Below are 21,358 nucleotides of genomic sequence, written 5' to 3'. Positions count from 1 at the left end.
TCGACGACTTCGCCGACCTGATCGAACCGTTCAGCCGTCGCGGGGTGGACCTGGGCCTGGAGCGTCTGCGGGCGGCGCTGGCGGAGCTGGGCCATCCCGAACGCCGCTTCGCCGCCGTGCAGGTGGCTGGCACCAACGGCAAGGGCTCGATCTGTGTGCTCCTCCATGCGGCGCTTCAGGCCGCCGGCCATCGCTGCGGGCTCTACACCTCGCCCCATCTGGTGAGCTGGTGCGAGCGGATCCAGCTGGGGGCCGGTCCCATCGCTCCCGCCCACCTGCGCCATCTGCTGACGGCCCTGCAGCCGCTGGCGTGCCGTCACGATCTCACCCCGTTCGAGCTGGTGACGGCGGCGGCTTTCGTGGCCTTCGCCGACGCCGGGCTGGAGATTGTGGTGCTGGAGGTGGGGTTGGGGGGGCGGCTGGATGCCACCACGGTCCACCCTGATCGCCGCGTGCTCGGATTCGCCAGCATCGGCCTCGACCACGCTGAATTCCTCGGTGACAGCGAGGCGGCGATCGCCAGTGAAAAAGCCGGCGTGCTGCATGGGGCCGCCGCGGCCGTGTCTGGCCCCCAGCGGCCCGATGTGGCGGCCGTGCTGGCGCAGCGGGCGCAGCTGCAGGGCTGCCAACTTCACTGGGTGAGCCCGCTGGAGCAACAGGGGCAGGAGCTGATGGCGGGCCGGTTGCGCTGGCGCCATGGCCTGCCGGGCGACATGCAGCGCACCAATGCGGCGGTGGCGCTGGAGATGCTTCAGGTGCTGCGCCGCCAGGGCTGGCACCTCCCCGATGAGGCGATCAGCGCGGGGTTTGCCGCCGCCCGCTGGCCAGGCCGCCGGCAGTGGGCGCGCTGGGGCCAGCTGCCCCTGCTGCTGGACGGGGCGCACAACCTGCCGGCGGCCCAGGCGCTGCGGGCCGAACTTGACGGTGGCGGCAGGGGCGAGCCGGCGCCGCCCCAGCTCTGGGTGCTGGGCATGCTGGCCAACAAGCAGGGCCCGGAGATGGTGCACGCCCTGCTGGCCCCCGCGGATCGTTGCTGGCTGGTGCCCGTTCCCGGCCACGCCTGCTGGAGCGCCGCCGAGCTCCGCAGCGCCTGCCCCGAGCGGGCCAGCGCCCTGCTGGCTGCCGCCAGCCTGGAAGAGGGACTGGCGGCGGCGTCCACCGTCTGGGAGACCGTTGCCGGGGCCCCGCCGGTGGTGGTGGCGGGCTCGCTCTACCTGCTGGGCAGCCTGCTGGCGGCTGGCACGCTGGACCTGGCCCCCGGGGCAGGGGAGAGTGAGGACGGCATGTCCGGGCTGGAGCGATGACAGTGAGGCATCAAGAGGGAATGACGCATAGAGAGGTTGTGGTGCGTAAAGAGGCAGTGGAAGCGGCCACGCTGCCGGGCTGGCGCTGGCTGGCGGTGCGCCCAGCCCTGGCCGTGAACACGCGCTTGGCCGCACTGGCCGTGCTGGTAGCGGCGCTGCTGCTGGGTGCAGGCCTGGGGCCGCTGCCGGCTCTGGCGCTCGACACTTCCGCCGGGGTGGGCCTCCAGGAGCGCGCTCTGTTTCAGGACCGGGTCGATTACACGCTCACCAACCAGAGCGGCGTGGATTTCAGCGGTCAGCAGCTCGCCAACACGTCGTTTGCCGGCGCGCTGGGGCGGGATGCCGATTTCTCTGGAGCCGATCTGCACGGCTCGATCCTCACGCAGGGAGTGTTTTCGCGCTCCGATTTCCGTGGCGCCGATCTCTCCGACGCGCTGATGGACCGGGCTGACTTCAGTGAAACCGATCTGCGCGGTGCCCTGCTGCGCGGGGTGATCGCCGCCGGCAGCAGCTTCAGCGGCGCGCAGGTGGAGAACGCCGACTTCACCGATGCCCTGCTGGACCGCGCCGATCAGCGCGCTCTCTGTCAGAGGGCAAGCGGCACCCACCCGCTCACCGGCATCAGCACCCGGGCCAGCCTGGAGTGCGGCTGAGCGCAGGCATCCCCGCCCTGTTTGGCCGGGGATGGCCGGGCGTCCGTGTGTCTGAATGTGGGCGGGTTGATCAGCCGCGGTTGGATCAGCCGCAGCTGGTCCAGCCGCGCAGTTTGCCGGGGTTGAGCAGCCCCGCTGGGTCGTAAGCCATCTTTGCGGCCACCTGGTCGGCATCGATCACCCCCAGCCCGCCGTCTTCCACCGTGAGGCTGTGGGGGTTGAAGAGCAGGGCGCCCAGGTCCCTGGCCTGCTCCATCAAGGCCTGCAGCGCCGCCCGATCCCGCCAGCGCACCAGAGGAATCGCCGCCAGACGTTGCTGGCCCTGCTGACGCACGCCCTCCAGGTGCCAGAGCAGGTCGTCGCCCCAGCGCTGCTTCAAGGCGGCGAGCGTCGGCCCTTCCGGCTGGGGCAACAGCATCTGCAGATAGGTCCAGCCCTTGTCCTGCGCCCGCAGATGCAGGGTGGTGTGGTTCCAGGTGAGTTCGCGCAGGGGCAACCCGCGGCTTTCCCCCTCCGCTGCTTGCCACACCAGGGCTCCGCCCAGTTGATCCAGCAGCGGCATCAGGGCCGGCAGGGCATGGGGGGCGGCCAGCAGCAGCAGCCGGTGGCCGCGGGCCGCCGGGCAGCCGCCGGGCAGGGGGAGTTGGCGGGCGATGGGTGCCTCCAGCAGGCAGAGTTCCTGCAGCACCAGGGCAGCGCAGGGCAGCAGCCTGGCGGCCTCCAACGCCCTATCCCAGTCTGCAAAGTCGACCACCAGCTGCTGCCAGGTCTCGGCGGCGGCGGTGGGCACGGTCACCGCCGTGAGGATGCCGTTGGTGCCGTAGGCGTGATTGAGCGGCCGGCTGCCGGTGGCATCGAGTGTCAGCAGGCGCGGCTCGGGCTCCACCGTCACGATCTCCAGGCCCAGCAGGTTGCCGGGATCCCGCAGGAAGCCCCAGCGCAGGGAACCGATGCCTCCGGATCCCCCGGCGATGAAGCCCCCCAGCGTGGCGCTGCGGGAGGTGCTGGGGGTGAGCCGCAGGGCGCGGCCCCGGGCCGCCAGTTGACGGTCGAGGTCGCCCAGCAGGCAGCCCGCCTCTGCGGTGAGCACGCCGCTGGCCGCATCGAACTGCCGCAGCTGTCGCAGGCCGCTGAGATCGAGCACCACGCCACCGGCGAGCGGCACGCACTGGCCGTAATTGCCGGTGCCGGCGCCCCGCACGGTGAGCGGCACCTGCTGATGGGCGCAGGCCGCCGCCACCTGCTGCACGTGCCCCAGCTGTGTGGCCTTCACCACCAGCTGGGCGTGGTGACCGCTGAGCAGCGGCGTGAGTACCGGCGAATAGGTGAAGAAGTCGTGGGAGAGTTTCTCAAGCTCGCTGCCTGGCCCCACCAGCTCCGCAGCGGGGCCGCTGCCCGGGGGGCCGGCGGCGGCACGGAGTTGCCGGGCCACCGCTTCGATCCGCTCTGCGCTCACGGGAGCGGGCAGGCCGGCGGGCAGGGCCACAGGGAGCAGCGCGACCGGTGCGCTGGCAGGGGAGGGGGTCACGGGGAACGGGGCGGTGGTTTCAAGCTGGCAGGCTTTCAGGCTCTCAGGCTGGCAGCGCTTCGAGCAGTTGCTGCAGTGGCGACGGCGACGGGGACGGCAACCAGCGACCCGCGCGCAGCACTCGCCGCGGTACAGGCCGGGCCAGCAGGTCGCTCCAGCCGGAGGCGCCCAGCAGCAGCAGATCAGCGGGTGCCCCTGGTCGCACCACCCCGTCCCAGGCCAATCCCATCAGGCGGCTGGAGGCGGTGGTGAAGGGCATCAGGCCCTGGCGCTGCCATGGGGCCAGGTGAGCGGCCGGCATGGAGAAGCGCAGCAGATCCAGGGGATCGAAGTCTCCGCCCGGATACCAGGGATCCTGCACGTTGTCTCCCCCCACCGCCACCGTCACCCCGGCGCGCTGCAGCTGGCGGATCGGTGCCAGCGGGCGTTGGGCGGGGGTCTGGCCGTCGCGGTGCCCCAGCAACCAGAGGTTGGTGGTCGGCAGCGCCACCACCGCCAGCCCCGCCTCGGCCATGGCGTCGGCGAGGGGCAGCAGGCGGCGCACCGGTAGCTGGGACATGCTGCAGCTGTGGCTGCAGCACACGGGCACACCGATACGGAGCTCGATCACGAGGCGGGCGGCCAGGGCCACGCCAGCGCCAGCGCCATCGGCGCTTTCGTCGATGTGGAGGTCCACGCCGCAACCCAGGCCATCGGCCAGGCGCAGCAGAGCCCGCAGTCCTTCGCCATCGGCGCCGTCGGGGGGGAACGGGGCGCCCAGCACGCCGCCTAGCAGCACCCCGCCGGCCGCGGCTGCACTCTCCCCCCGCCGACCCAGCAACTGACGCGCCAGTTGCTCGCCTGCCGCGGTGGCCCAGTGCCGCACCGGCACCAGCGCCACCAGTTGCAGCGGCAGCCGCTCCGCCCACGCCTGCTGCAGATCGAGCAGGGCCTCCCAGCTCATCTCGGCGCCGGGGCCGAGACTGTCGACATGGCTTCGCATGGCCCGCAGGCCGTAGCGCCAGCCCTGGTCCAGGGCACGCTCCGCGCGCGCGTGCACCTGTTCCACACTGCGTTCGTGATGCTCGCGCTGGTTGGCGGCCAGGGCGCCCGCCATCGTTCCCGTCCGGTTGGGATGGCGCTCCCAGCTGAAGGCCTTGTCGAGGTGGGCGTGGGGCTCCAGCAGGGGGGTGAGGGCGAGTGGCAGCCGTGCCTCGGCCTGTGCTGGATAGGGCTTGATCGCGGTGAAACGCCCTTCGGCATGCTCCAGCTCGACGGCTACCAGGCCATCGGCATCAGCTGCCGGCAGGTGGACGGCGCCTGGATCCAGAAGGCAGCGCGGCAGCCGCAGGGGCGGCAGGGGTGTGGCGCTCACGGTCTGGCGTCGCTGGTGGCGCCTGCGTCGTTCTCCTCTCTGCCGTCCTTCGAGGTGGAGAGGATCACGAAGTGCCCGGCGCCGGCCAGGGTGATGACCCGGTAGCGGGGAATGCGCAGGAAGGGCAACACCTCCTGGCCCCCGATCTCCGTCTGGTACAGGCTGAAGACGCCGAAGTTGTGCCGCGTCGTGCCCTGCCGGGCCAGGGCGCCAAGCACCTGCGACTGGCTGCGGATCAGCTCCGGGCAGTTCTGCACCACCAGCCGCAACGGCATCGGCAGCCCATCGGCGCCGCAGACCTCCTCCACCGCCAGTTCCACCAGCTGATCGCCGGCGAAGCTTTCGAAGTCGTTCGGTGGAGGGTTGGTGAACAGGAGGGCCAGTGCGGTGCCTCCGAGGCCAGCCGCTCCGGCCAGCAGCGGCCAGAGGCGCGAGGCGGATGGGGGCGCGGCGGGCAAGGGGCAGCAGGCGGGGCTACTTGATACATTGGCAAAGACCACGGCGGGCGTAGCCAAGTGGTTAAGGCAGCGGCTTGTGGCGCCGCCATTCGGGGGTTCAAGTCCCCTCGCTCGCCCTCAAAGCCGCCACCAGTCGATCGGCTGCTGCGCGGCTCCTCACCGGATCCCCGCAGGGGAGTCCGGTTTTTTTCTGCCCATCCGCGCAGGCCGCCGCCGCTTCCGCCTCCCCCAACAGCGCCGTGTTGAGCGCTACGGCCCGCACCCGCACCGGCGGCAGGCCGCCCGGACGGCCCAGCGCCGCCAACTGCTCCACCGCCGCGATCAGCTGAGGCAGCGGGGGGATGGGGATGGTCGGATGCCGCGAGATCGCCCGCTGACCGGCGCGATGCACCAACAGCAGACCGGTGGGCTGGCTGCCGCGCAGCAGCGGCAGGGTGGCGGTGGAGCCCGGATGACAGAGCGAGCCCTGGCCTTCCACCAGCACCAGGGTGGCGTCGTTGCAGGCCGCCACGGCCGGGTCGCCGCCCCCACCGGCCTGGCAGGCCTCCAGCACCGCCCCCTCCACGGCCCCGGCGGCGTAATCCACGCGCACGGCATCGAGCGGCACCCCGCCGCCGCTGATCAGGATGCCCGCCTGGCCGGTGCCCACGAAGCGGGCGTCGAGGCCTTGGCGGCGGGCGGCGGCCACCAGCTCCAGGCAGGCGCTCATCTTGCCCACGGCCATGTCGGTGCCCACAGCGAGCAGACGCTGGCCGGGCAGGGCTGCGCAGCGTGCCGCAGCCACCTGCAGTCCTGGCGGCTCCTGCCGCAGGTCCCAGATCCACTGCTGGGGACCGCGCAGGGCCGCCAGCGCGGGGTCGTCGGCCAGGCGAGTGTGCAGCCCGCTAGCCACATGCAGACCGGCCTGCAGGGCGGCGGCCACATCGCGGCGCAGTGCTTCCGGCAGCAGGCCGCCCGAAGGCGCCAGCCCCACCACGGCCACCTCCGGGCCGTAGGGGAGAGCCTCCGCCAGGCTGGCCACCACCGGAATGGCGCGGGGGATGCCGGTGACCTGCTCCAGCGGCAGACCTGCCTGCGCCGGATCGATCACCGCCACGATCGGCCCGCTGCGGTAGCGCAACAGCGCCAGGCCCGTCTTGCCGGACAGATTGTCGAGGCCATCGTGCTGCAGCAGCACCACCCGGGCCGAGGCGCTCAGCACCGTGGCGGCTCCGGCGGGGAAGGGCCGGCGGCGGTCCCATCGGGGACGGCACCCTCTGAGGGGGGCTGACCCAGGCCCGGCCGGGAGCTGGGGCGCAGGATGTCGCCATCCCGCTCCGGCTCGCTGAAGGGGTCGTCCACCAGATTGAGGTGGCTGTCCAGATCGGGCCAGCGCACCAGCGGCAGCAGCTGGGCGGCGGCCCCGTTGAGCAGGGCGCTGTCCGAGTAGCAGCCGAGCATCAGATCGAGGCCGAGGCGTCGGGCGGTCTGCGCCATCAGCCAGGCCTCCGACAGCCCGCCCGTCTTGAGCAGCTTCAGGTTCACCCCATCGACATGGGGAGCCAGCCGCAGCAGGTCCTGCAGATCCCAGCAGCTCTCGTCGGCCACGAGCGGGATCGGGCAGTGCAGGTCGAGAGCGGCGAAGGCGGCGGCATCGGCCTCCGGATCCTGCAGGGCGGGCAGCGGCTGCTCCACCAGCACCACCCCCTGCTGCGCCAGCCAGGGAATCAGCTGGCGCGCCGTGGGCAGGTCCCAGCCGCCGTTGGCATCCACCTGCAGCTCGGCGCCGGGGAACCCTGTGAGAGTGGTGGCCACCGCCTGCACCAGGGCCCGGTCGTGGTCGGCACCATCAGGGCTGCCGAGCTTGAGCTTCACCCGCCGCGGCCTGACACCGAGCCGCTCCTGCCAGCCCACCAGCCGGGCGCGCACCTGCTCCACCGTGCCCAGCCCCAGGGTGACGCTCGTGGGGGTACAGGCCTGGCGATCGAGACCCCAGAGGCGCCAGAGCGGCTCGCCCAGACGGCGGCCCCACCAGTCGTGCAGAGCCAGATCGACGGCGCAGCGGGCCGGCGGCGAAAGCCCCGCGAGCAGGGGCTGAAGGGCCTGCCGCTCGCTCGGATCGCGGGGGCGGCCGAGGGCGTCGGGGCTTTCCAGGCGCGGCAACAGGGCGTCCAGTTCCGCCGCCACGTCATCGGTGCTGAACCGTCGATGGCCGGTGTCGAAGCCGCCGGCCTCGCCCTGGCCGATGGTGCCGTCGTGCTCGATCTCCACCAGCACACGCTCCACCCCACGCGAGGTGCCGCGGCTGATCGTGAGCGGCACGGCCTTGGTAAGGGAAAAGCGGCGAAGACGAGCGTGCATGCTCGGAAAGGGGCGTGCATCGGTTCCCCCCACCGGCAGTCTCCGCCATGGCCGGTGGTTTGCGCCATCCCCGGCTCCTCGCGCCGTGATCCGCAGACGCACCCTGCCCAGGGATCCATGCCATGGCCGAAACTGGTGCGATGAGCGCGACCCCACCCACCAAAGGCAGCTACTGGATCACCACCTTCGGCTGCCAGATGAACAAGGCCGATTCCGAGCGCATGGCCGGAATCCTCGAAGCCATGGGCTACGCCGCAGGCAGCGATGAACATTCCGCTGATCTGGTGCTCTACAACACCTGCACGATCCGCGACAACGCAGAACAGAAGGTCTACAGCTATCTGGGCCGCCAGGCCCAGCGCAAACGCACCAATCCCCACCTGACCCTGGTGGTGGCGGGCTGCGTGGCCCAGCAGGAGGGAGCGGCGCTGCTGAGGCGCGTGCCCGAGCTTGATCTGGTGATGGGCCCCCAGCACGCCAACCGGCTCGGCACCCTGCTGGAGCAGGTGGCCAGCGGTCAGCAGGTGGTCGCCACCGACGACCACCACATCCTCGAAGACATCACCACCGCCCGCCGCGACAGCGCCGTCTGCGGCTGGGTCAACGTGATCTACGGCTGCAACGAGCGCTGCACTTACTGCGTGGTGCCCGCGGTGCGGGGCCAGGAGCAGAGCCGCACCCCGCAGGCCATCCGGCTGGAGATCGAGGGGCTGGCGGCACGGGGCTTCAAGGAGATCACCCTGCTGGGCCAGAACATCGATGCCTATGGCCGCGATCTGCCCGGCATCACCCCGGAGGGCCGCCGCGCGCACACCCTCACCGACTTGCTGCACGCGGTGCACGACGTGGAGGGGATCGAGCGGATCCGCTTCGCCACCAGCCACCCCCGCTACTTCACCGAACGGTTGATCGAGGCCTGTGCCGTGCTGCCCAAGGTGTGCGAGCACTTCCACATCCCCTTCCAGAGCGGCGACGACGACGTGCTCAAGGCGATGGCGCGGGGCTACACGGTGGAGCGCTACCGCCGCATCCTTGAGCGCATACGGGAACGCATGCCCGATGCGGCGATCAGTGCCGACGTGATCGTGGCCTTCCCCGGCGAAACCGATGCCCAGTTCCGCCGCACCCTGGCCCTGATCGAGGAGATCGGCTTCGACCAGGTCAACACCGCCGCTTACTCGCCCCGCCCCGGCACCCCCGCCGCTGACTGGCCCGGCCAGCTGAGTGAAGGCGTGAAGGTGGAACGGCTCCAGGAGATCAATGCCCTGGTGGAGACCACCGCCCGGGCGCGGAGCCTGCGTTATCTGGGCCGCACCGAAGAGGTGCTGGTGGAGGGGCGCAACCCCAGGCATCCCGATCAGTGGATGGGCCGCACCCGCACCAATCGGCTCACCTTTTTCCCCGCCGCTGCGGCTGACCCTGCGGCAGCCCGGGCACAGCAGGGAGCAGCACCGGGGGCAGGGACGATCCAACCGGGGTCGCTGGTGCCGGTCAAGATTGAGTCGGTGCGGGCGTTTTCGCTCTCCGGCCTGCCGCGTGTGCCGGCACTGAGCTGTTGAGCCGGCGGGCCGCGTCTTCCCAGCACTGATACGTTTGGCCTCTCGCTTTCGGCCCTGCGGCCTGACTGACGCCATGCCCTCAGCCCCGTGCACGATCGGACTGGTGTTCGGAGGGGTCTCCGGGGAGCACGCGGTCTCGATCCGCTCGGCGGTCACGGTGGCCGGTGCCCTGCGCCGTGGCGCCAACGTCGGCCGTTACCGCCTCTGCTGCTTCTACATCGACCTGCAGGGCCACTGGTGGCCGCCGGCGGTGGCCGATGCGGTGCTGGCCCAGGGCGTGCCACCGGCGGCCGACCAGTTGCCGGCCACCCCGGTGCGCGCCGGCTTCCAGGGCCTGCCCACCGGCGCCGCTGATATGGAGGTGTGGTTTCCGGTGCTGCATGGCCCCAACGGCGAGGACGGCACCATCCAGGGGCTGTTCAGCCTTATGCAGGTGCCCTTCGTGGGATCCGGCGTGCTCGGCTCCGCCGTGGGCATGGACAAGCTGGCGATGAAGGCCGCCTTCGCCGCCGCCGGTCTGCCCCAGGTGGCTTACCAGGGCGTGGATGCCGCAGAACTGGAGGGCCAGGGTGTTCCCCTGAAGCTGCTCGAGCGACTGGAGCACCATCTTGGCTACCCCTGCTTCATCAAACCGGCCAACCTCGGCTCTTCCGTGGGCATCAGCAAGGCGATCGACCGTCCCAGCCTGCTGGCCGGGCTGCGGGAAGCGGCCCGCCATGACCACCGCCTGGTGGTGGAACGGGGCGTGAAGGTGCGGGAGCTGGAGTGCGCCGTGCTGGGCAAACGCCAGCTGCGCGCCTCGGTGGTGGGCGAGATCCGCTTCGACGCCGACTGGTACGACTACACCGCCAAGTACAGCGAAGGGCTCAGCCACACCCTGATCCCGGCGCCGGTGGCGGAGCCGGTGAGCGAGCGGGCGCGGGCCATGGCCATCGAGGCCTGCCGGGCGGTGGCGGCCGAGGGGCTCGCCCGGGTGGATTTCTTCTACGACGAGGCCAGCGGCGATCTCTGGCTCAACGAGATCAACACGCTGCCGGGCTTCACCTCCCAGAGCATGTATCCGATGCTCTGGGAGGCCACTGACCTTCCACTGGAGGGTCTGGTGCACGAGTTGGTTCAGTTGGCGAGAGAATCACGCCGTGATCTGCAGGCAGGAGCTCAGGCGGCATGACGCACGGATTGCTCTGGCTCCCGCTGCTGCTGGTGTTTGTATTGCTCACGGCGCTGGGCTGGCTGGAGCGCCGGCGGCAGCGTCTCTTCCGCGACTGGGCCTTGGGGGCGGAGCTGGCCAAGCTCGATGGCTGTGGGGCGGCGCTCCTGCGCGACGGCCAGCTGATCTGGAGCACGTTTGAAGCGGGGCAACTCAAGCCCCAGGGCGAGTTCCAGATCAGCAAGCTGGAATTGCTTGAGCTGATGGCGCTTGGATCCGGTGATGCGCCGCTCACCGAAGAAAGCCAGGGCAGCTGCCGGCTCAGGCTGGTGGGCAACGGGGTGCAGAAGGATGTGCCCTTCTCCGATGCCGAGCGTGCACGCCGCTGGATGCACGACCTGATGGCCCGCTCCCGTTGCGAGCTGTGAGCCAGGCCCCTCTGCCTCCTGGGGTGGAGCGGCGCCGCCAGTTGCGCCTTCAGCGCCGCAATGAACGCCTGCGCAATGTCTGGCGTCTGCTGCTGCTCTCCGCTGGTGCCGCCGGTCTGGGGTACGGGCTGCTGCGCCAGGGCTGGTCGTTGCGGGGGCCGGATCAGGTGCTGGTGATCGGCAGTGAGCAGGTGAGCCGCGAGGAGGTGATCCGCGCCGCCCAGCTGCGCTTTCCACTCACCCTGTTGAGCCTGCAGCCACGGGAGCTCAAGGACCGGCTGGCGGCGACGTTGCCGGTGGAGCAGGTGGGCGTCCAGCGCCTGATGCTGCCGCCCCGTCTGCGCATCGATCTGGTCGATCGCCAGGCGGTGGCCATGGCTGAACGGCGCACCCCTGCCGGCCTCCAGCGGGGCTGTGTGGACCGGCTCGGCAACTGGATGAACTGCGGCCCCCACCAGCTGACGGCCAAATCCGGCGGCGTCTCACCCAGCAGCCTGCTGGTGCTGGGCTGGCAGCCGGCCTACCGAGCGCCCCTGGCCCAGGTGTTGGCTGAACGGGAACAGCTGGGTGGAAACCTCAGCCAGATCCGCTTCGAGCCCACCGGCACAATCGTGCTGCTCACCCGCAACCTGGGCGAGGTGCGCCTGGGGCCCCCAGATGGCCAGCTCACCCGTCGCCTCGAGGTGCTGGAGCATCTGGAAGAGGAGCTTCCCGCCCGGGTGAAGGGCAAGCCGGTGAACACGATCGATCTGAGCGATCCCGACCGACCGGAACTGGGCCTCAGCGTGCGCACGCCTGCGTCTGCCGCCCCTCGCCGTACCCCACCCACTACCAACTGAGACCACCGATGCCGTTGCAGCTGCCAGCCCGTGCGCTCAGGCCTTTCTCCTCACCTGACGGGCTCGGTTGCGAGAATGGAAGATTCGGGCGAATGTGTGGGATCAGACAATCCTTTTCCCGCACCTGAAGGACATAATGCTGTCCGAGATGAACGGTTCAGCGCGCTTGATGGAGACTGCACCGGAAGGCCTCCCCCTCGTCGACCACGTTGGCTCCAACGGACACGCCGTGACTTCTTCTCATCCCAGCAGCAACGGCATCGTTCCCAGCCAGACGGCCCGCATCGAGGTGATCGGCGTCGGTGGTGGAGGAAGCAACGCCGTGAACCGGATGATCGCTTCCGATCTGCAGGGGGTGGGCTTCCGAGTGCTCAACACCGACGCCCAGGCCCTGCTCCTCTCCCAGGCCCAGAACCGGCTGCAGCTCGGCCAGAAACTCACCCGCGGCCTCGGTGCCGGTGGCAACCCTGCCATCGGTCAGAAAGCGGCGGAAGAGTCCCGCAATGAGCTCCAGGAAGCGATGCAGGGTGCCGATCTGGTGTTCATCGCCGCAGGCATGGGGGGTGGCACGGGCACCGGTGCGGCACCGATCCTTGCCGAGGTGGCCAAGGAGTGCGGCGCCCTCACCGTGGGGATCGTCACCAAGCCATTCAGTTTCGAGGGTCGCAAGCGGCTGCGCCAGGCTGAGGAGGGCATTGCCCGTCTGGCGGAGCACGTCGACACCCTGATCGTCATCCCCAACGACCGCCTGCGCGATGCCATTGCCGGCGCTCCCCTTCAGGAAGCCTTCCGTCACGCCGACGACGTCCTGCGCCAGGGCGTCAAGGGCATCAGCGACATCATCACCAAACCGGGCCTGGTGAACGTCGACTTCGCTGACGTGCGCTCGGTGATGACCCTTGCGGGCACCGCTCTGCTGGGCATCGGCGTGGGCTCGGGGCGCTCCCGCGCGATCGAGGCCGCTCAGGCGGCGATGAGCAGCCCGCTGCTGGAATCGGCCCGCATCGACGGCGCCAAGGGCTGTGTCATCAATGTGAGCGGCGGCAAGGACATGACCCTTGAGGACATGACCACCGCGGCGGAGGTCATCTACGACATGGTCGACCCCGACGCCAACATCATCATCGGTGCCGTCGTCGACGACCTCCTCGAGGGCGAGATCCACGTGACCGTGATCGCCACTGGCTTTGAGAGTGGTGCTCCTTACCGCTCAGAACGCTCCACCCCCTCCTTCGCCACGCCGCCAGCCGCCGAATCCCCCGCCGATCACCGCGGCGCCAAGATTCCTCCCTTCCTGCTCAACCGCCAGTCCCACCTCCGCGAGGAGTGAAGCGTCAGCCAGCTCGAGGGTTCCTTAGGGCGTCTGGCGATGAGCTACGGCCTGTGCGCGGATCTCAGTCGAGCTGATCCCGTTCTATCGAGAGCTAGCGGCGTAGCAGCTTGGCCGGCGGGTCTCAGCGGCGGAAGGCCTGCGTTGAAAGCCGAAAAGCCTGTGTTGAAGAGGGTGACCCGGAGACCACGCCTGCCTGGAGCATCCCGTGTGGCTGCTCCCTTCCAGGCCTGACCAGATTTGGGCGTCCGGGCCGCGTGGGTCCGAGTCGTGGCGATGCTAGCAAGGGGGTGCCTGCGCCCTAGCTCGCGTGCCCCTGCGCCCTGCAGATCTGATCCAACGCAAGCAGGCCGGTCTGCCGATCCGGGTGCTCACTGCCTGGGATGCCCTCTCGGCGGCGCTGGTGCAGGCCGCCGGCGTGGAAGCGGTGCTTGTGGGCGATTCGCTGGCGATGGTGGTGCTCGGCCACGCCACCACCTTGCCGGTCACGCTGGAGGAAATGATCCACCACACCAAGGCGGTGGGCCGCGGCTTACAGGGCGCTGCGGCGGAGCGGCCCATGGTGATCTGTGATCTGCCCTTTCTCAGTTATCAGTGCGGCGGTGATCTGGCCATGGCTGCCGCCGGCCGGGTGCTGAAGGAAACCGAGGCGGCGGCGGTGAAGCTGGAAGGCGGTGAGGCGGAAACCGTGCAGGTGGTGGACCGGCTGGTGCGCAGTGGCGTGCCGGTGATGGGGCACCTCGGTCTCACCCCCCAGTCGGTGCACCAGCTGGGCTACCGGCGCCAGGCGAACGATCCGATCAGCCAGGAACGGTTGCGGCGCCAGGCCAGGGATCTGGAGGCGGCCGGCTGCTTCGCCCTGGTGCTGGAGCATGTGCCTGCCCCGCTGGCTTCCAGCCTGCGGAGCCAGCTCGCGATTCCTGTGATCGGCATCGGTGCCGGCGACGACTGCGACGGCCAGGTGCGGGTCACGGCCGATCTGCTCGGACTGACCAGCCGGCAGCCGCCGTTCAGTCCGCCACTGATCGATGGGCGCCAGCTGGCGGTGCAGGCCCTGCGCCAATGGACGGAAGACTGGACGCCCGCTGCTCCCACCATTCGACCATCACCCGCAGCACCGCATTGCTGAGGGCGAGGCCGGCGGGATCGCTGAGCCGCCAGCGCCCCCCCTCGATCCGCAACAGTTCGCGGCAGTGGGCGCCTGAGAGCTGGGCCAGCAGATCCTCGAGGTCGGCGTTGCTGAGGCCATGGCGGCTGGCCAGCTCGGCCATGGCCACCCCCTCGCGCCGCCGCAGCCCCACGATCATCAGTTCATCGAACGCCATGCCGCCACCGCTGGGCTCAGTTGCCGGCTGGTCTGTTTCTGTGGCTTTGGGCTGTTCCATCCCCTCTGTCAACCAGGCGGCATAGGCCGCGCGGGTACGGGGCCGGGCCAGCCGCAGGCCGTAAGGCGCCGAGGTGGCACCCATGCCGAAGCCCCACCAGCCCGCGCCGCTCCAGTACACGCGGTTATGGCGGGAAGCGTGGCCAGGCCTGGCGTAGTTGGAGATCTCGTAGTGGCCGTAGCCAGCCGCGCGCAGGCGCTCCCCGGTGAGATCCATCAGGTCGGCGCCCAGATCCGGCTCCGGCAGCTCCAGCTGGCCCTGCTGTTGCCGCCGGGCGAACACGGTGCCGGGCTCCACGATCAGGTCGTAGACCGAGAGGTGGGGCGGGCTCAGGGCGAGGGCCTGCTCCAGTTGCCCGCGCCAGTGGGCCAGGTCCTGCTGCGGCAGGCCCTGAATCAGATCCAGGCTCCAGCTGCGCAGGTCACCGTGCTGGCGCGCCTGCTGCAACCAGCTGGCCGCTTCCAAAAGATCCCGGCGCCGGTGGCGCCGCCCCAGCCGCTCCAGCACCCCGTCATCGAAGCTCTGGCCCCCCAGGCTGACGCGGTTCACCCCCGCCGCCAGCACACCATCGAGCCGAGGGTGATCAAAACTGGCGGGATCCATCTCCAGGGTGATCTCGGCCCCGGCGGCGATGCCGTAGCGCTGCTTCAACGCCTCCAGCACGGTGCGGATCTGGCCAGGGGTGAGCAGCGAAGGTGTGCCACCCCCCAGATACACCGTGGAGAGCGGCGGGCCGGCGGGGCTGGCGGCGATTTCGCTCAGCAGCAGCTTCAGGTAGGCCTGGATCGAGCCGGAGCTGGCACCATCGGCCCGATCGCCGAGCGGCACCACGGCGAAGTCGCAGTAGAAGCAGCGCCGCTGACAGAACGGGATATGCACATAGGCGCTGCGCGGCCCCCGGGATTCACCTGTGGTGGGGATGTCCATCGCCAAATGGTCGGTTACGACGCCCGGTCAAAGCGACCGGAATCGGGCATGCTGCAGGTCCTGAGCCGAGGGACCCCACAACCGAACCCATGGTGGATCCGCTCATCCTGCTGCTGTTTCTGATCTCCGGCGCCGCCACCGGCTGGCTGGGGGTGGATCTGCTGCCGGAAAACCTGCTGATCCAGGTCACCAATCTGGAGGGCCTGCGCTGGGTGCTGGGCGGTTTCGGTGCCTTCTTCGGTCTGTTGGCGGGCTTCTTCTTCCAGCTGCTGCGCCGCCGGCTGATGCGGCAGGTGCGCACCATGCCCACCGACCTGCTGGTGAGCCGGGCGGTGGGCTTGATCCTGGGGCTGCTGGTGGCCAACCTGCTGCTGGCGCCGATCCTGCTGCTGCCGCTTCCCTGGGAGGTGGTGTTCGTCAAGCCGTTGGCGGCGATCCTCAGCAACGTGTTCTTCGGCGTGCTGGGCTACAACCTGGCCGAGGTGCACGGCCGCACCCTGCTGCGCCTGTTCAACCCCTCCAGCGCCGAGGCGTTGCTGGTGGCCGAAGGGGTGCTGCAGCCCGCCACCGCCAAGATCCTCGACACCAGCGTGATCATCGACGGCCGCATCCGGGGGCTGCTGGAGTCGGGATTGCTGGAGGGCCAGGTGATCGTGGCCCAGGCGGTGATCGACGAACTGCAGCAACTGGCCGATTCCGGCAACGCCGAGAAACGGGGCAAGGGCCGGCGCGGCCTCAACCTGCTGGCGGCGCTGCGGGAAACCTACGGCCGCCGCCTGGTGGTGAACAGCACCCGCTACGAGGGCAGCGGCGCCGACGAGAAGCTGCTCAAGCTCACCGCCGACACCGGCGGCACCCTGCTCACCGCCGACTACAACCTGGCCAAGGTGGCCCAGGTGCAGGAGCTCAAGGTGATGAACCTCAGCGCCCTGGTGGTGGCCCTGCGGCCTGAGGTGCAACCAGGCGATGCCCTGCAGCTCAAGATCGTGCGTGAAGGCAAGGAGGCCGACCAGGGCGTGGGTTACCTGGAAGACGGCACCATGGTGGTGGTGGAGGCTGCCCGCAAGCGCATCGGCCAGCGGCTGCCGGTCACCGTCACGGGCGCCCTGCAGACGCCCACCGGCCGCATGGTGTTCGCCCGCTGCGACCATGAGGATCCCCGACCTGCCGCCGAGGTCCGTCAGCCCGCAGGCCCCCGCTAGGCTCCCAAGAGGTTTTCCGGGCGTTCCCTGATGTCGGTGTCGGCTCCCTACTACGGCGATTCCGCCGTGATGCGCACACCGCCGCCCGACCTGCCGTCGCTGCTGCTCAAGGAACGCATCGTTTACCTGGGCCTGCCCCTCTTCTCCGACGACGACGCCAAGCGCCAGATGGGCGTGGACGTGACTGAGCTGATCATCGCCCAGATGCTTTATCTGGAGTTCGATAATCCCGAGAAGCCGATCTTCTTCTATATCAATTCCACCGGCACCAGCTGGTATTCCGGTGACGCGATCGGCTTTGAAACCGAGGCCTTCGCTATCTGCGACACGATCCGCTACGTGAAGCCGCCGGTGCACACGATCTGCATCGGCCAGGCGATGGGCACCGCCGCGATGATCCTCTCGGCTGGGGCCAAGGGGCACCGGGCGGCCCTGCCCCATGCTTCGATCGTGCTGCACCAGCCCCGCTCCGGCGCCCGCGGCCAGGCCAGCGACATCCAGATCCGTGCCCAGGAAGTGCTCACCAACAAGCGCACCATGCTGGAGATGCTTTCGGAAACCACCGGCCGCAGCGTGGAGCAGCTCAGCAAGGACTCCGACCGCATGACCTACCTCACCCCCCGCGAGGCCCTGGAATACGGCCTGATCGACCGCATCCTCACCACCCAGAAGGTGCCGGTGCCGCTGGCTGGCGCCGTCTGATGCCGCGCGGGCCGGCCACTTCTGCCTGCTTGTTTCCGCCTTCCTGTTCCCGCAACGTTTTCCGCACCCTCACCACTCTCTCGCCATGCCCATCGGCACCCCCAGCGTTCCTTACCGTCTCCCCGGCAGCCAGTACGAGCGCTGGGTGGACATCTACACGCGGCTCGGCGTGGAGCGCATTCTCTTTCTGGGCTCGGAGGTGAACGACGGCATCGCCAACAGCCTGGTGGCGCAGATGCTCTACCTCGATTCCGACGACAACAGCAAACCGATCTACCTCTACATCAACTCGCCGGGTGGCTCGGTCACGGCGGGTCTGGCGATCTTCGACACCATCCAGTATGTGAAGTCGGAGGTGATCACCATCTGCGTGGGTCTGGCGGCCAGTATGGGCGCCTTCCTGTTGGCGGCAGGCACCAAGGGCAAACGGCTCGCCCTGCCGCACGCGCGGATCATGATCCACCAGCCCCTTGGCGGCACCAGCCAGCGCCAGGCCAGCGACATCGAGATCGAGGCGCGCGAGATCCTGCGCATCAAGGACATGCTCAACCAGAGTCTGGCGGACATGTCCGGCCAGAGCCTGGAGAAGATCGCCAAAGACACCGACCGCGACTACTTCCTCAGTGCCGCCGAGGCCAAGGCTTACGGGCTGATCGATCGGGTGATCGACCACCCCAGCGAGGTCTGAGCCCAAGGTCGGGTGGGGCGCGACCGTAAAGTCGCTGTTTGCCCTGCCCGATTCGCCGGATGGCCCAGCTTTTCTACGACCCCGACGCCGATCTGAGCCTGCTTGACGGCAAAACGGTGGCCATCATCGGCTATGGCTCCCAGGGCCACGCCCATGCCCTGAACCTCAAGGACAGTGGGGTGAATGTGGTGGTGGGCCTTTATGAAGGCAGCCGCTCGGCCGAGAAGGCCAAAGCCGATGGCTTGGAAGTGCTCAGGGTGGCCGAGGCGGCCGAGCGGGCCGACTGGATCATGGTGCTCCTGCCCGACGAAACCCAGAAGAAGGTCTACGACGCCGAAATCGCGCCCCATCTGAGCGCCGGCAAGATCCTCAGCTTCGCCCACGGCTTCAACATCCGCTTCGGCCTGGTGGTGCCTCCCAAGGACGTTGACGTGGTGATGATCGCCCCCAAGGGTCCCGGCCACACCGTGCGCTGGGAATACCAGAACGGCCAGGGCGTGCCCGCCCTGTTCGCGATCGAGCAGGACGCCAGCGGCCAGGCCCGGCCCCTGGCCATGGCCTACGCCAAGGCGATCGGCGGCACCCGCGCCGGCATCCTTGAAACCAACTTCAAGGAGGAAACCGAAACCGACCTGTTCGGCGAACAGGCCGTGCTCTGCGGTGGCCTCAGCGAACTGGTGAAAGCAGGCTTCGAAACCCTGGTGGATGCCGGCTATCAGCCCGAGCTGGCCTATTTCGAGTGCCTGCACGAAGTGAAGCTGATCGTGGATCTGATGGTGAAGGGCGGTCTCACCGCCATGCGCGATTCGATCTCCAATACCGCCGAATACGGCGATTACGTGAGCGGCCCGCGCCTGATCACCGACGACACCAAAGCGGAGATGAAGCGCATCCTCGCCGACATCCAGGACGGCACCTTCGCCCGCAATTTCGTGGCCGAATGTGAGGCGGGCAAGCCCGCCATGACCGCCGCCCGCGAGCGCGATGCCCACCATCCGATCGAGAAGGTCGGCAAGGGGCTGCGCGCCATGTTCAGCTGGCTCAAAGTGGCCTGATCCTGAGCAGCCAGCCATGCGCCGCGGCCTGCTTTCCCTGGCCTGGGGAAGTGCCCAGGCAAGCGCCAGCCTCACCCTGGCGTCCGCGGCCTGGCTGGTGAGCGGCCTCACGGCCTCGCCGCTGATCAACAGCCTCCTGCCCGTGCTGGCCACGGCGGCGGCACTTATGCCGTTACCGCAGCAGCCGTTGCTGGGCAGCCTGTTGCAGCTGCTCGCCACCCTGCTGCTGCTGGCCATCGGGCTGCACGGCCAGAACCTCGACCCTGCCACGGCTACTGCCTCAGCCACTGGCGCAGCCTCTGCTGCGGTCGGCGGCGGTGTTGTCCTGCCCCTGGCGCTGGCCTTGCTGGCGGTGCTGCTGTTCGGACTGGGCCTGCAGATCGGCCAGCTGCCGCTGCAGCGGTTCCTGGTGGGAGTCCAGGGGATTTCCATGCGGCGTCTGCGCTCCGGCTCCGAGCTCGGCGCCCTGCTGGGCCACCTGCTCACGGCCCTGCTGTTTCCGATCGGCAAGGCGGTGCTGCAGTTCTCGCAGGCACTCGTGCTGCTGCTGCCGCTGCTGCCTGCTGCCCTGCTCTCGCGCCGCCCGGGTCGTCGCCACCTCCCCCCTCGCTCAGGCCCAGATCTCGCCTCAGTAGGATCCTCTACGGCCTTAACAGCTTCCGCCGTAGCCGCTTCCACCGCAGTGGCGGCGGCCGCTGGGGCCAACCCTGGCGGCGGCGTGTCCTTGAACTGGCGCTGCTGCCTGCAGGGGATTCTGTTCGGCAGCCTGTTCGGCTTGCTGCCCCTCTGGGTGCGTCAGCTCGGGGGGGGCAGCTGCTTCGATTTCGGCATGGTGCTCACCGCCTACGGGCTGGGACGCCTCCTCGCCGCCGCAGGACCCGCTGGCTCCCTGCCGTCCCCGCCTGCCCTCGTTGCCGCAGCGGCGCACCCCGGGCCGTGGCGGCTGCATCCGGCCCGGGGCCTTCCCTACCTCCTGCTGGCCTTCACGCTGGCGGCCACCCAGTGGCTGCCGGGCTGGGGCCCCCTGGTGCTGTTCCTGCCGATGGGGGCCCTGGCCGCTTTGAGCGATGCCCGGCTGGTGGCCACGCTGGACACTCATCCAGATGACTCCGCCACGGACGAGCCGCTGCGGTGGCAGATCCTGGCGCGCTCCAGTGGTGTCGGAGCCCTGGCCGGCAGCCTGCTGATGGGCGGCACCGCCCAGTTGCTTGGTCTGCCTCTGGCGCTGCCCCTGCAGGTGCTGGCGTTCGCCGCCGCCGCCTTGCCCCTGTCACTGGCGGGCCGCCGCCGAGGACTGGCTTGAGCAGCAGCGGTGCAGCTGCTGCCCTGCTGGCCTGGCTGACCGTGGCAGCGGCCTGCGGCCTTGACCGCTGGCTCGGCGATCCCGCCGGCTGGCTGCATCCGGTGCAGGTGATGGGTTGGTGGATCAGCGTCTTGCGCCGGAGCGCCGAAGCCTGGGCCGGCGATCGGCCTGGGCGGCTTCGCCTGGCCGGTGCCTGCATCACCGTGCTCTTGGTGGGCGGCAGTGCTGGAGCCGGTTGGCTGCTGGAGGCGCTGGCCTGGCGCCAGCCGGCGCTGGGTCTGCCGTTGCTCTGGCTGGGCCTGACCAGCTGCCTGGCGGGAGCAAGCCTGGAGCAGGCGGTGCGGGCGGCGGTGGCGCCGCTGGAGCGGCATCCGGCCGAGGCCCCGCCCTCTCCCGAGGCACTGGCGGAGGCCAGGGGTCGCCTGGCGTGGATCGTGGGCCGTGACGTCGACCAGCTGGACGAGGCCGGCATCCTGCGGGCAGCCGCAGAAACCGCCGCCGAAAACAGCGTGGACGGGCTGTTTGCCCCGCTCTTCTGGCTGCTTGTGGGCGCCGGCCTCTGGCTGACGGCTGGATTGATGCCGCCCGCAGCGGGCCTGATGGTCTCCGCAGACGGTCTGATCGTGACTGGGCACACCCTGGCCCACGGTGTGCCCCCTGTGCCCGGGCCGCTGGCGCTCGGCTGGGCCTTCAAGGCCAGCAGCACGCTGGATTCGATGCTGGGGTACCGGCGTGGGCGGCTGCGCTGGCTGGGCACCGCCGGCGCCCGGCTCGACGACCTGCTCACCTGGTTGCCCTGCCGTCTGGTGGCACTCACCCTCCCGCTGTTGCAGGCCGGCCGTTCGCAGGCCGTGGCCCAGCTGCGGCTGGCCTTGCGGGAGGGCGGCCCCGACCCGTCGCCGAATGCGGGCGTGTCGCAGGCGGCCTTCGCTGCCGCCGCCCACCTGCGCCTTGGCGGCGCCAATCACTACGGCGGTGTGCGGATCGACAAACCGTTGCTCGGGGCGGGCTGGCCGGCAGCAGACCAGGCAGGCGTGGAGCGCCTGTTGCGGCTGTCCCGGCAACTGGAGCTGCTGTGGCTGCTCGTGGCGTTGCCGCTGCTGGTGCTCATCGCGGACCTGAGACCGCGTTGACTCCTGGTTGTCCACGCGCG

At 69.8% G+C, this 21,358-nt stretch carries 20 protein-coding genes, 1 tRNA gene and 1 other RNA gene; 15 read left to right on the top strand and 7 right to left on the bottom strand.

The window, feature by feature from the left end:
- Positions 1-44: 44 nt before the first annotated feature.
- Both KBZ19_RS03325 and KBZ19_RS03320 read left to right on the top strand, forming a co-directional pair.
- Positions 45-1,304, top strand: a complete 1,260-nt coding sequence (locus tag KBZ19_RS03325; protein ID WP_255099749.1) for a folylpolyglutamate synthase/dihydrofolate synthase family protein — start codon at positions 45-47, stop codon at positions 1,302-1,304.
- A gap of 125 nt (positions 1,305-1,429) precedes the next feature.
- Positions 1,430-1,957, top strand: a complete 528-nt coding sequence (locus KBZ19_RS03320) for a pentapeptide repeat-containing protein (protein WP_369802975.1) — start codon at positions 1,430-1,432, stop codon at positions 1,955-1,957.
- A gap of 85 nt (positions 1,958-2,042) precedes the next feature.
- Here the strand turns inward: KBZ19_RS03320 and KBZ19_RS03315 are convergent, their stop codons facing one another.
- The 3 genes from KBZ19_RS03315 to KBZ19_RS03305 are packed head-to-tail and all read right to left on the bottom strand — an operon-like array spanning position 2,043 to position 5,354.
- Positions 2,043-3,485, bottom strand: a complete 1,443-nt coding sequence (locus tag KBZ19_RS03315; protein WP_255099748.1) for an FAD-binding oxidoreductase — start codon at positions 3,483-3,485, stop codon at positions 2,043-2,045.
- Positions 3,486-3,528: 43 nt separating this feature from the next.
- On the bottom strand, positions 3,529-4,839 hold the full coding sequence (locus KBZ19_RS03310; protein ID WP_255099747.1) for an amidohydrolase family protein: 1,311 nt from the start codon (positions 4,837-4,839) through the stop codon (positions 3,529-3,531).
- Positions 4,836-5,354, bottom strand: coding sequence for a DUF4359 domain-containing protein (locus KBZ19_RS03305; protein WP_255099746.1), 519 nt, complete (start codon positions 5,352-5,354; stop codon positions 4,836-4,838). Before KBZ19_RS03305 ends, KBZ19_RS03310 begins: the two co-directional genes overlap by 4 nt.
- Here KBZ19_RS03305 and KBZ19_RS03300 point away from each other — a divergent pair.
- Positions 5,341-5,413: transfer RNA gene (locus tag KBZ19_RS03300), tRNA-His, on the top strand. The genes KBZ19_RS03305 and KBZ19_RS03300 overlap by 14 nt on opposite strands.
- Here the strand turns inward: KBZ19_RS03300 and KBZ19_RS03295 are convergent.
- Entirely contained in the window at positions 5,395-6,498 is a 1,104-nt protein-coding gene (locus KBZ19_RS03295) for a DUF1611 domain-containing protein (RefSeq protein WP_094510343.1), read from the bottom strand. The genes KBZ19_RS03300 and KBZ19_RS03295 overlap by 19 nt on opposite strands.
- Positions 6,492-7,637, bottom strand: coding sequence for a dipeptide epimerase (locus KBZ19_RS03290; protein WP_255099745.1), 1,146 nt, complete (start codon positions 7,635-7,637; stop codon positions 6,492-6,494). The genes KBZ19_RS03295 and KBZ19_RS03290 overlap by 7 nt, the downstream gene beginning before the upstream one ends.
- Before the next feature lie 122 nt (positions 7,638-7,759).
- Here KBZ19_RS03290 and miaB point away from each other — a divergent pair, with 122 nt between their 5' ends.
- The 5 genes from miaB to ftsZ all read left to right on the top strand — a co-directional run bounded on the left by miaB (position 7,760) and on the right by ftsZ (position 12,943).
- Positions 7,760-9,196 (top strand): tRNA (N6-isopentenyl adenosine(37)-C2)-methylthiotransferase MiaB, encoded by a 1,437-nt coding sequence (miaB, locus tag KBZ19_RS03285; RefSeq protein WP_315855839.1) that lies wholly within the window; start codon positions 7,760-7,762, stop codon positions 9,194-9,196.
- Positions 9,197-9,269: 73 nt separating this feature from the next.
- Positions 9,270-10,367: a D-alanine--D-alanine ligase family protein gene (locus KBZ19_RS03280; protein ID WP_255099743.1), complete on the top strand. Its 1,098-nt coding sequence runs from the start codon at positions 9,270-9,272 to the stop codon at positions 10,365-10,367.
- Positions 10,364-10,774, top strand: a complete 411-nt coding sequence (locus tag KBZ19_RS03275; RefSeq protein WP_094510347.1) for a hypothetical protein — start codon at positions 10,364-10,366, stop codon at positions 10,772-10,774. Before KBZ19_RS03280 ends, KBZ19_RS03275 begins: the two co-directional genes overlap by 4 nt.
- The gene (locus KBZ19_RS03270; RefSeq protein ID WP_233132719.1) at positions 10,771-11,613 is read left to right on the top strand and encodes a cell division protein FtsQ/DivIB; all 843 of its coding nucleotides are present in this window, start codon (positions 10,771-10,773) and stop codon (positions 11,611-11,613) included. Before KBZ19_RS03275 ends, KBZ19_RS03270 begins: the two co-directional genes overlap by 4 nt.
- A 169-nt stretch (positions 11,614-11,782) precedes the next feature.
- Positions 11,783-12,943, top strand: a complete 1,161-nt coding sequence (gene ftsZ, locus KBZ19_RS03265) for a cell division protein FtsZ (RefSeq protein WP_399220081.1) — start codon at positions 11,783-11,785, stop codon at positions 12,941-12,943.
- 173 nt (positions 12,944-13,116) lie between these two features.
- On the opposite strand, the gene ffs is transcribed toward ftsZ, so the two are convergent.
- Positions 13,117-13,213: signal recognition particle sRNA small type (gene ffs, locus KBZ19_RS03260), an RNA gene on the bottom strand.
- Between the two features lie 46 nt (positions 13,214-13,259).
- Here ffs and panB point away from each other — a divergent pair.
- Positions 13,260-14,072, top strand: a complete 813-nt coding sequence (panB, locus tag KBZ19_RS03255; protein WP_094510463.1) for a 3-methyl-2-oxobutanoate hydroxymethyltransferase — start codon at positions 13,260-13,262, stop codon at positions 14,070-14,072.
- On the opposite strand, the gene hemW is transcribed toward panB, so the two are convergent.
- On the bottom strand, positions 13,954-15,255 hold the full coding sequence (hemW, locus tag KBZ19_RS03250; protein WP_255099741.1) for a radical SAM family heme chaperone HemW: 1,302 nt from the start codon (positions 15,253-15,255) through the stop codon (positions 13,954-13,956). The genes panB and hemW overlap by 119 nt on opposite strands.
- A gap of 89 nt (positions 15,256-15,344) precedes the next feature.
- Between hemW and KBZ19_RS03245 the strand changes: the two genes are divergently transcribed.
- The 6 genes from KBZ19_RS03245 to KBZ19_RS03220 all read left to right on the top strand — a co-directional run bounded on the left by KBZ19_RS03245 (position 15,345) and on the right by KBZ19_RS03220 (position 21,338).
- Positions 15,345-16,457 carry a PIN/TRAM domain-containing protein gene (locus tag KBZ19_RS03245; RefSeq protein ID WP_094510350.1) on the top strand — a complete coding sequence of 371 codons (1,113 nt, stop codon included), beginning with the start codon at positions 15,345-15,347 and terminating at the stop codon, positions 16,455-16,457.
- 30 nt (positions 16,458-16,487) lie between these two features.
- On the top strand, positions 16,488-17,159 hold the full coding sequence (locus KBZ19_RS03240; protein ID WP_094510351.1) for an ATP-dependent Clp protease proteolytic subunit: 672 nt from the start codon (positions 16,488-16,490) through the stop codon (positions 17,157-17,159).
- Between the two features lie 85 nt (positions 17,160-17,244).
- On the top strand, positions 17,245-17,847 hold the full coding sequence (locus KBZ19_RS03235) for an ATP-dependent Clp protease proteolytic subunit (protein WP_094510352.1): 603 nt from the start codon (positions 17,245-17,247) through the stop codon (positions 17,845-17,847).
- Positions 17,848-17,906: 59 nt separating this feature from the next.
- Positions 17,907-18,902, top strand: a complete 996-nt coding sequence (ilvC, locus tag KBZ19_RS03230; protein WP_255099740.1) for a ketol-acid reductoisomerase — start codon at positions 17,907-17,909, stop codon at positions 18,900-18,902.
- Between the two features lie 16 nt (positions 18,903-18,918).
- Positions 18,919-20,205: a hypothetical protein gene (locus KBZ19_RS03225; protein ID WP_255099739.1), complete on the top strand. Its 1,287-nt coding sequence runs from the start codon at positions 18,919-18,921 to the stop codon at positions 20,203-20,205.
- A complete protein-coding gene (locus KBZ19_RS03220) occupies positions 20,202-21,338 on the top strand; it encodes a CobD/CbiB family cobalamin biosynthesis protein (RefSeq protein WP_255099738.1) in 1,137 nt (378 codons plus the stop codon). Before KBZ19_RS03225 ends, KBZ19_RS03220 begins: the two co-directional genes overlap by 4 nt.
- Positions 21,339-21,358 lie beyond the last annotated feature (20 nt).

Origin of the sequence: Synechococcus sp. L2F (assembly GCF_024345695.1) — a bacterium.
GTDB lineage: Bacteria > Cyanobacteriota > Cyanobacteriia > PCC-6307 > Cyanobiaceae > MW101C3.
Note: the sequence above shows the minus strand (reverse complement) of the source record. Positions and strands in the feature narration are given on the sequence as shown.

Excerpts from the sequence above, each read along its gene's own strand:
- KBZ19_RS03275 (WP_094510347.1), top strand. The coding sequence starts at position 10,364 with ATGACGCACGGATTGCTCTGGCTCCCGCTGCTGCTGGTGTTTGTATTG.
- KBZ19_RS03290 (WP_255099745.1), bottom strand. The coding sequence starts at position 7,637 with ATGCACGCTCGTCTTCGCCGCTTTTCCCTTACCAAGGCCGTGCCGCTC.
- KBZ19_RS03240 (WP_094510351.1), top strand. The coding sequence starts at position 16,488 with ATGTCGGTGTCGGCTCCCTACTACGGCGATTCCGCCGTGATGCGCACA.
- ftsZ (WP_399220081.1), top strand. The coding sequence starts at position 11,783 with ATGGAGACTGCACCGGAAGGCCTCCCCCTCGTCGACCACGTTGGCTCC.
- KBZ19_RS03280 (WP_255099743.1), top strand. The coding sequence starts at position 9,270 with ATGCCCTCAGCCCCGTGCACGATCGGACTGGTGTTCGGAGGGGTCTCC.
- ilvC (WP_255099740.1), top strand. The coding sequence starts at position 17,907 with ATGGCCCAGCTTTTCTACGACCCCGACGCCGATCTGAGCCTGCTTGAC.
- KBZ19_RS03245 (WP_094510350.1), top strand. The coding sequence starts at position 15,345 with ATGGTGGATCCGCTCATCCTGCTGCTGTTTCTGATCTCCGGCGCCGCC.
- hemW (WP_255099741.1), bottom strand. The coding sequence starts at position 15,255 with ATGGACATCCCCACCACAGGTGAATCCCGGGGGCCGCGCAGCGCCTAT.
- KBZ19_RS03235 (WP_094510352.1), top strand. The coding sequence starts at position 17,245 with ATGCCCATCGGCACCCCCAGCGTTCCTTACCGTCTCCCCGGCAGCCAG.
- KBZ19_RS03225 (WP_255099739.1), top strand. The coding sequence starts at position 18,919 with ATGCGCCGCGGCCTGCTTTCCCTGGCCTGGGGAAGTGCCCAGGCAAGC.
- miaB (WP_315855839.1), top strand. The coding sequence starts at position 7,760 with ATGGCCGAAACTGGTGCGATGAGCGCGACCCCACCCACCAAAGGCAGC.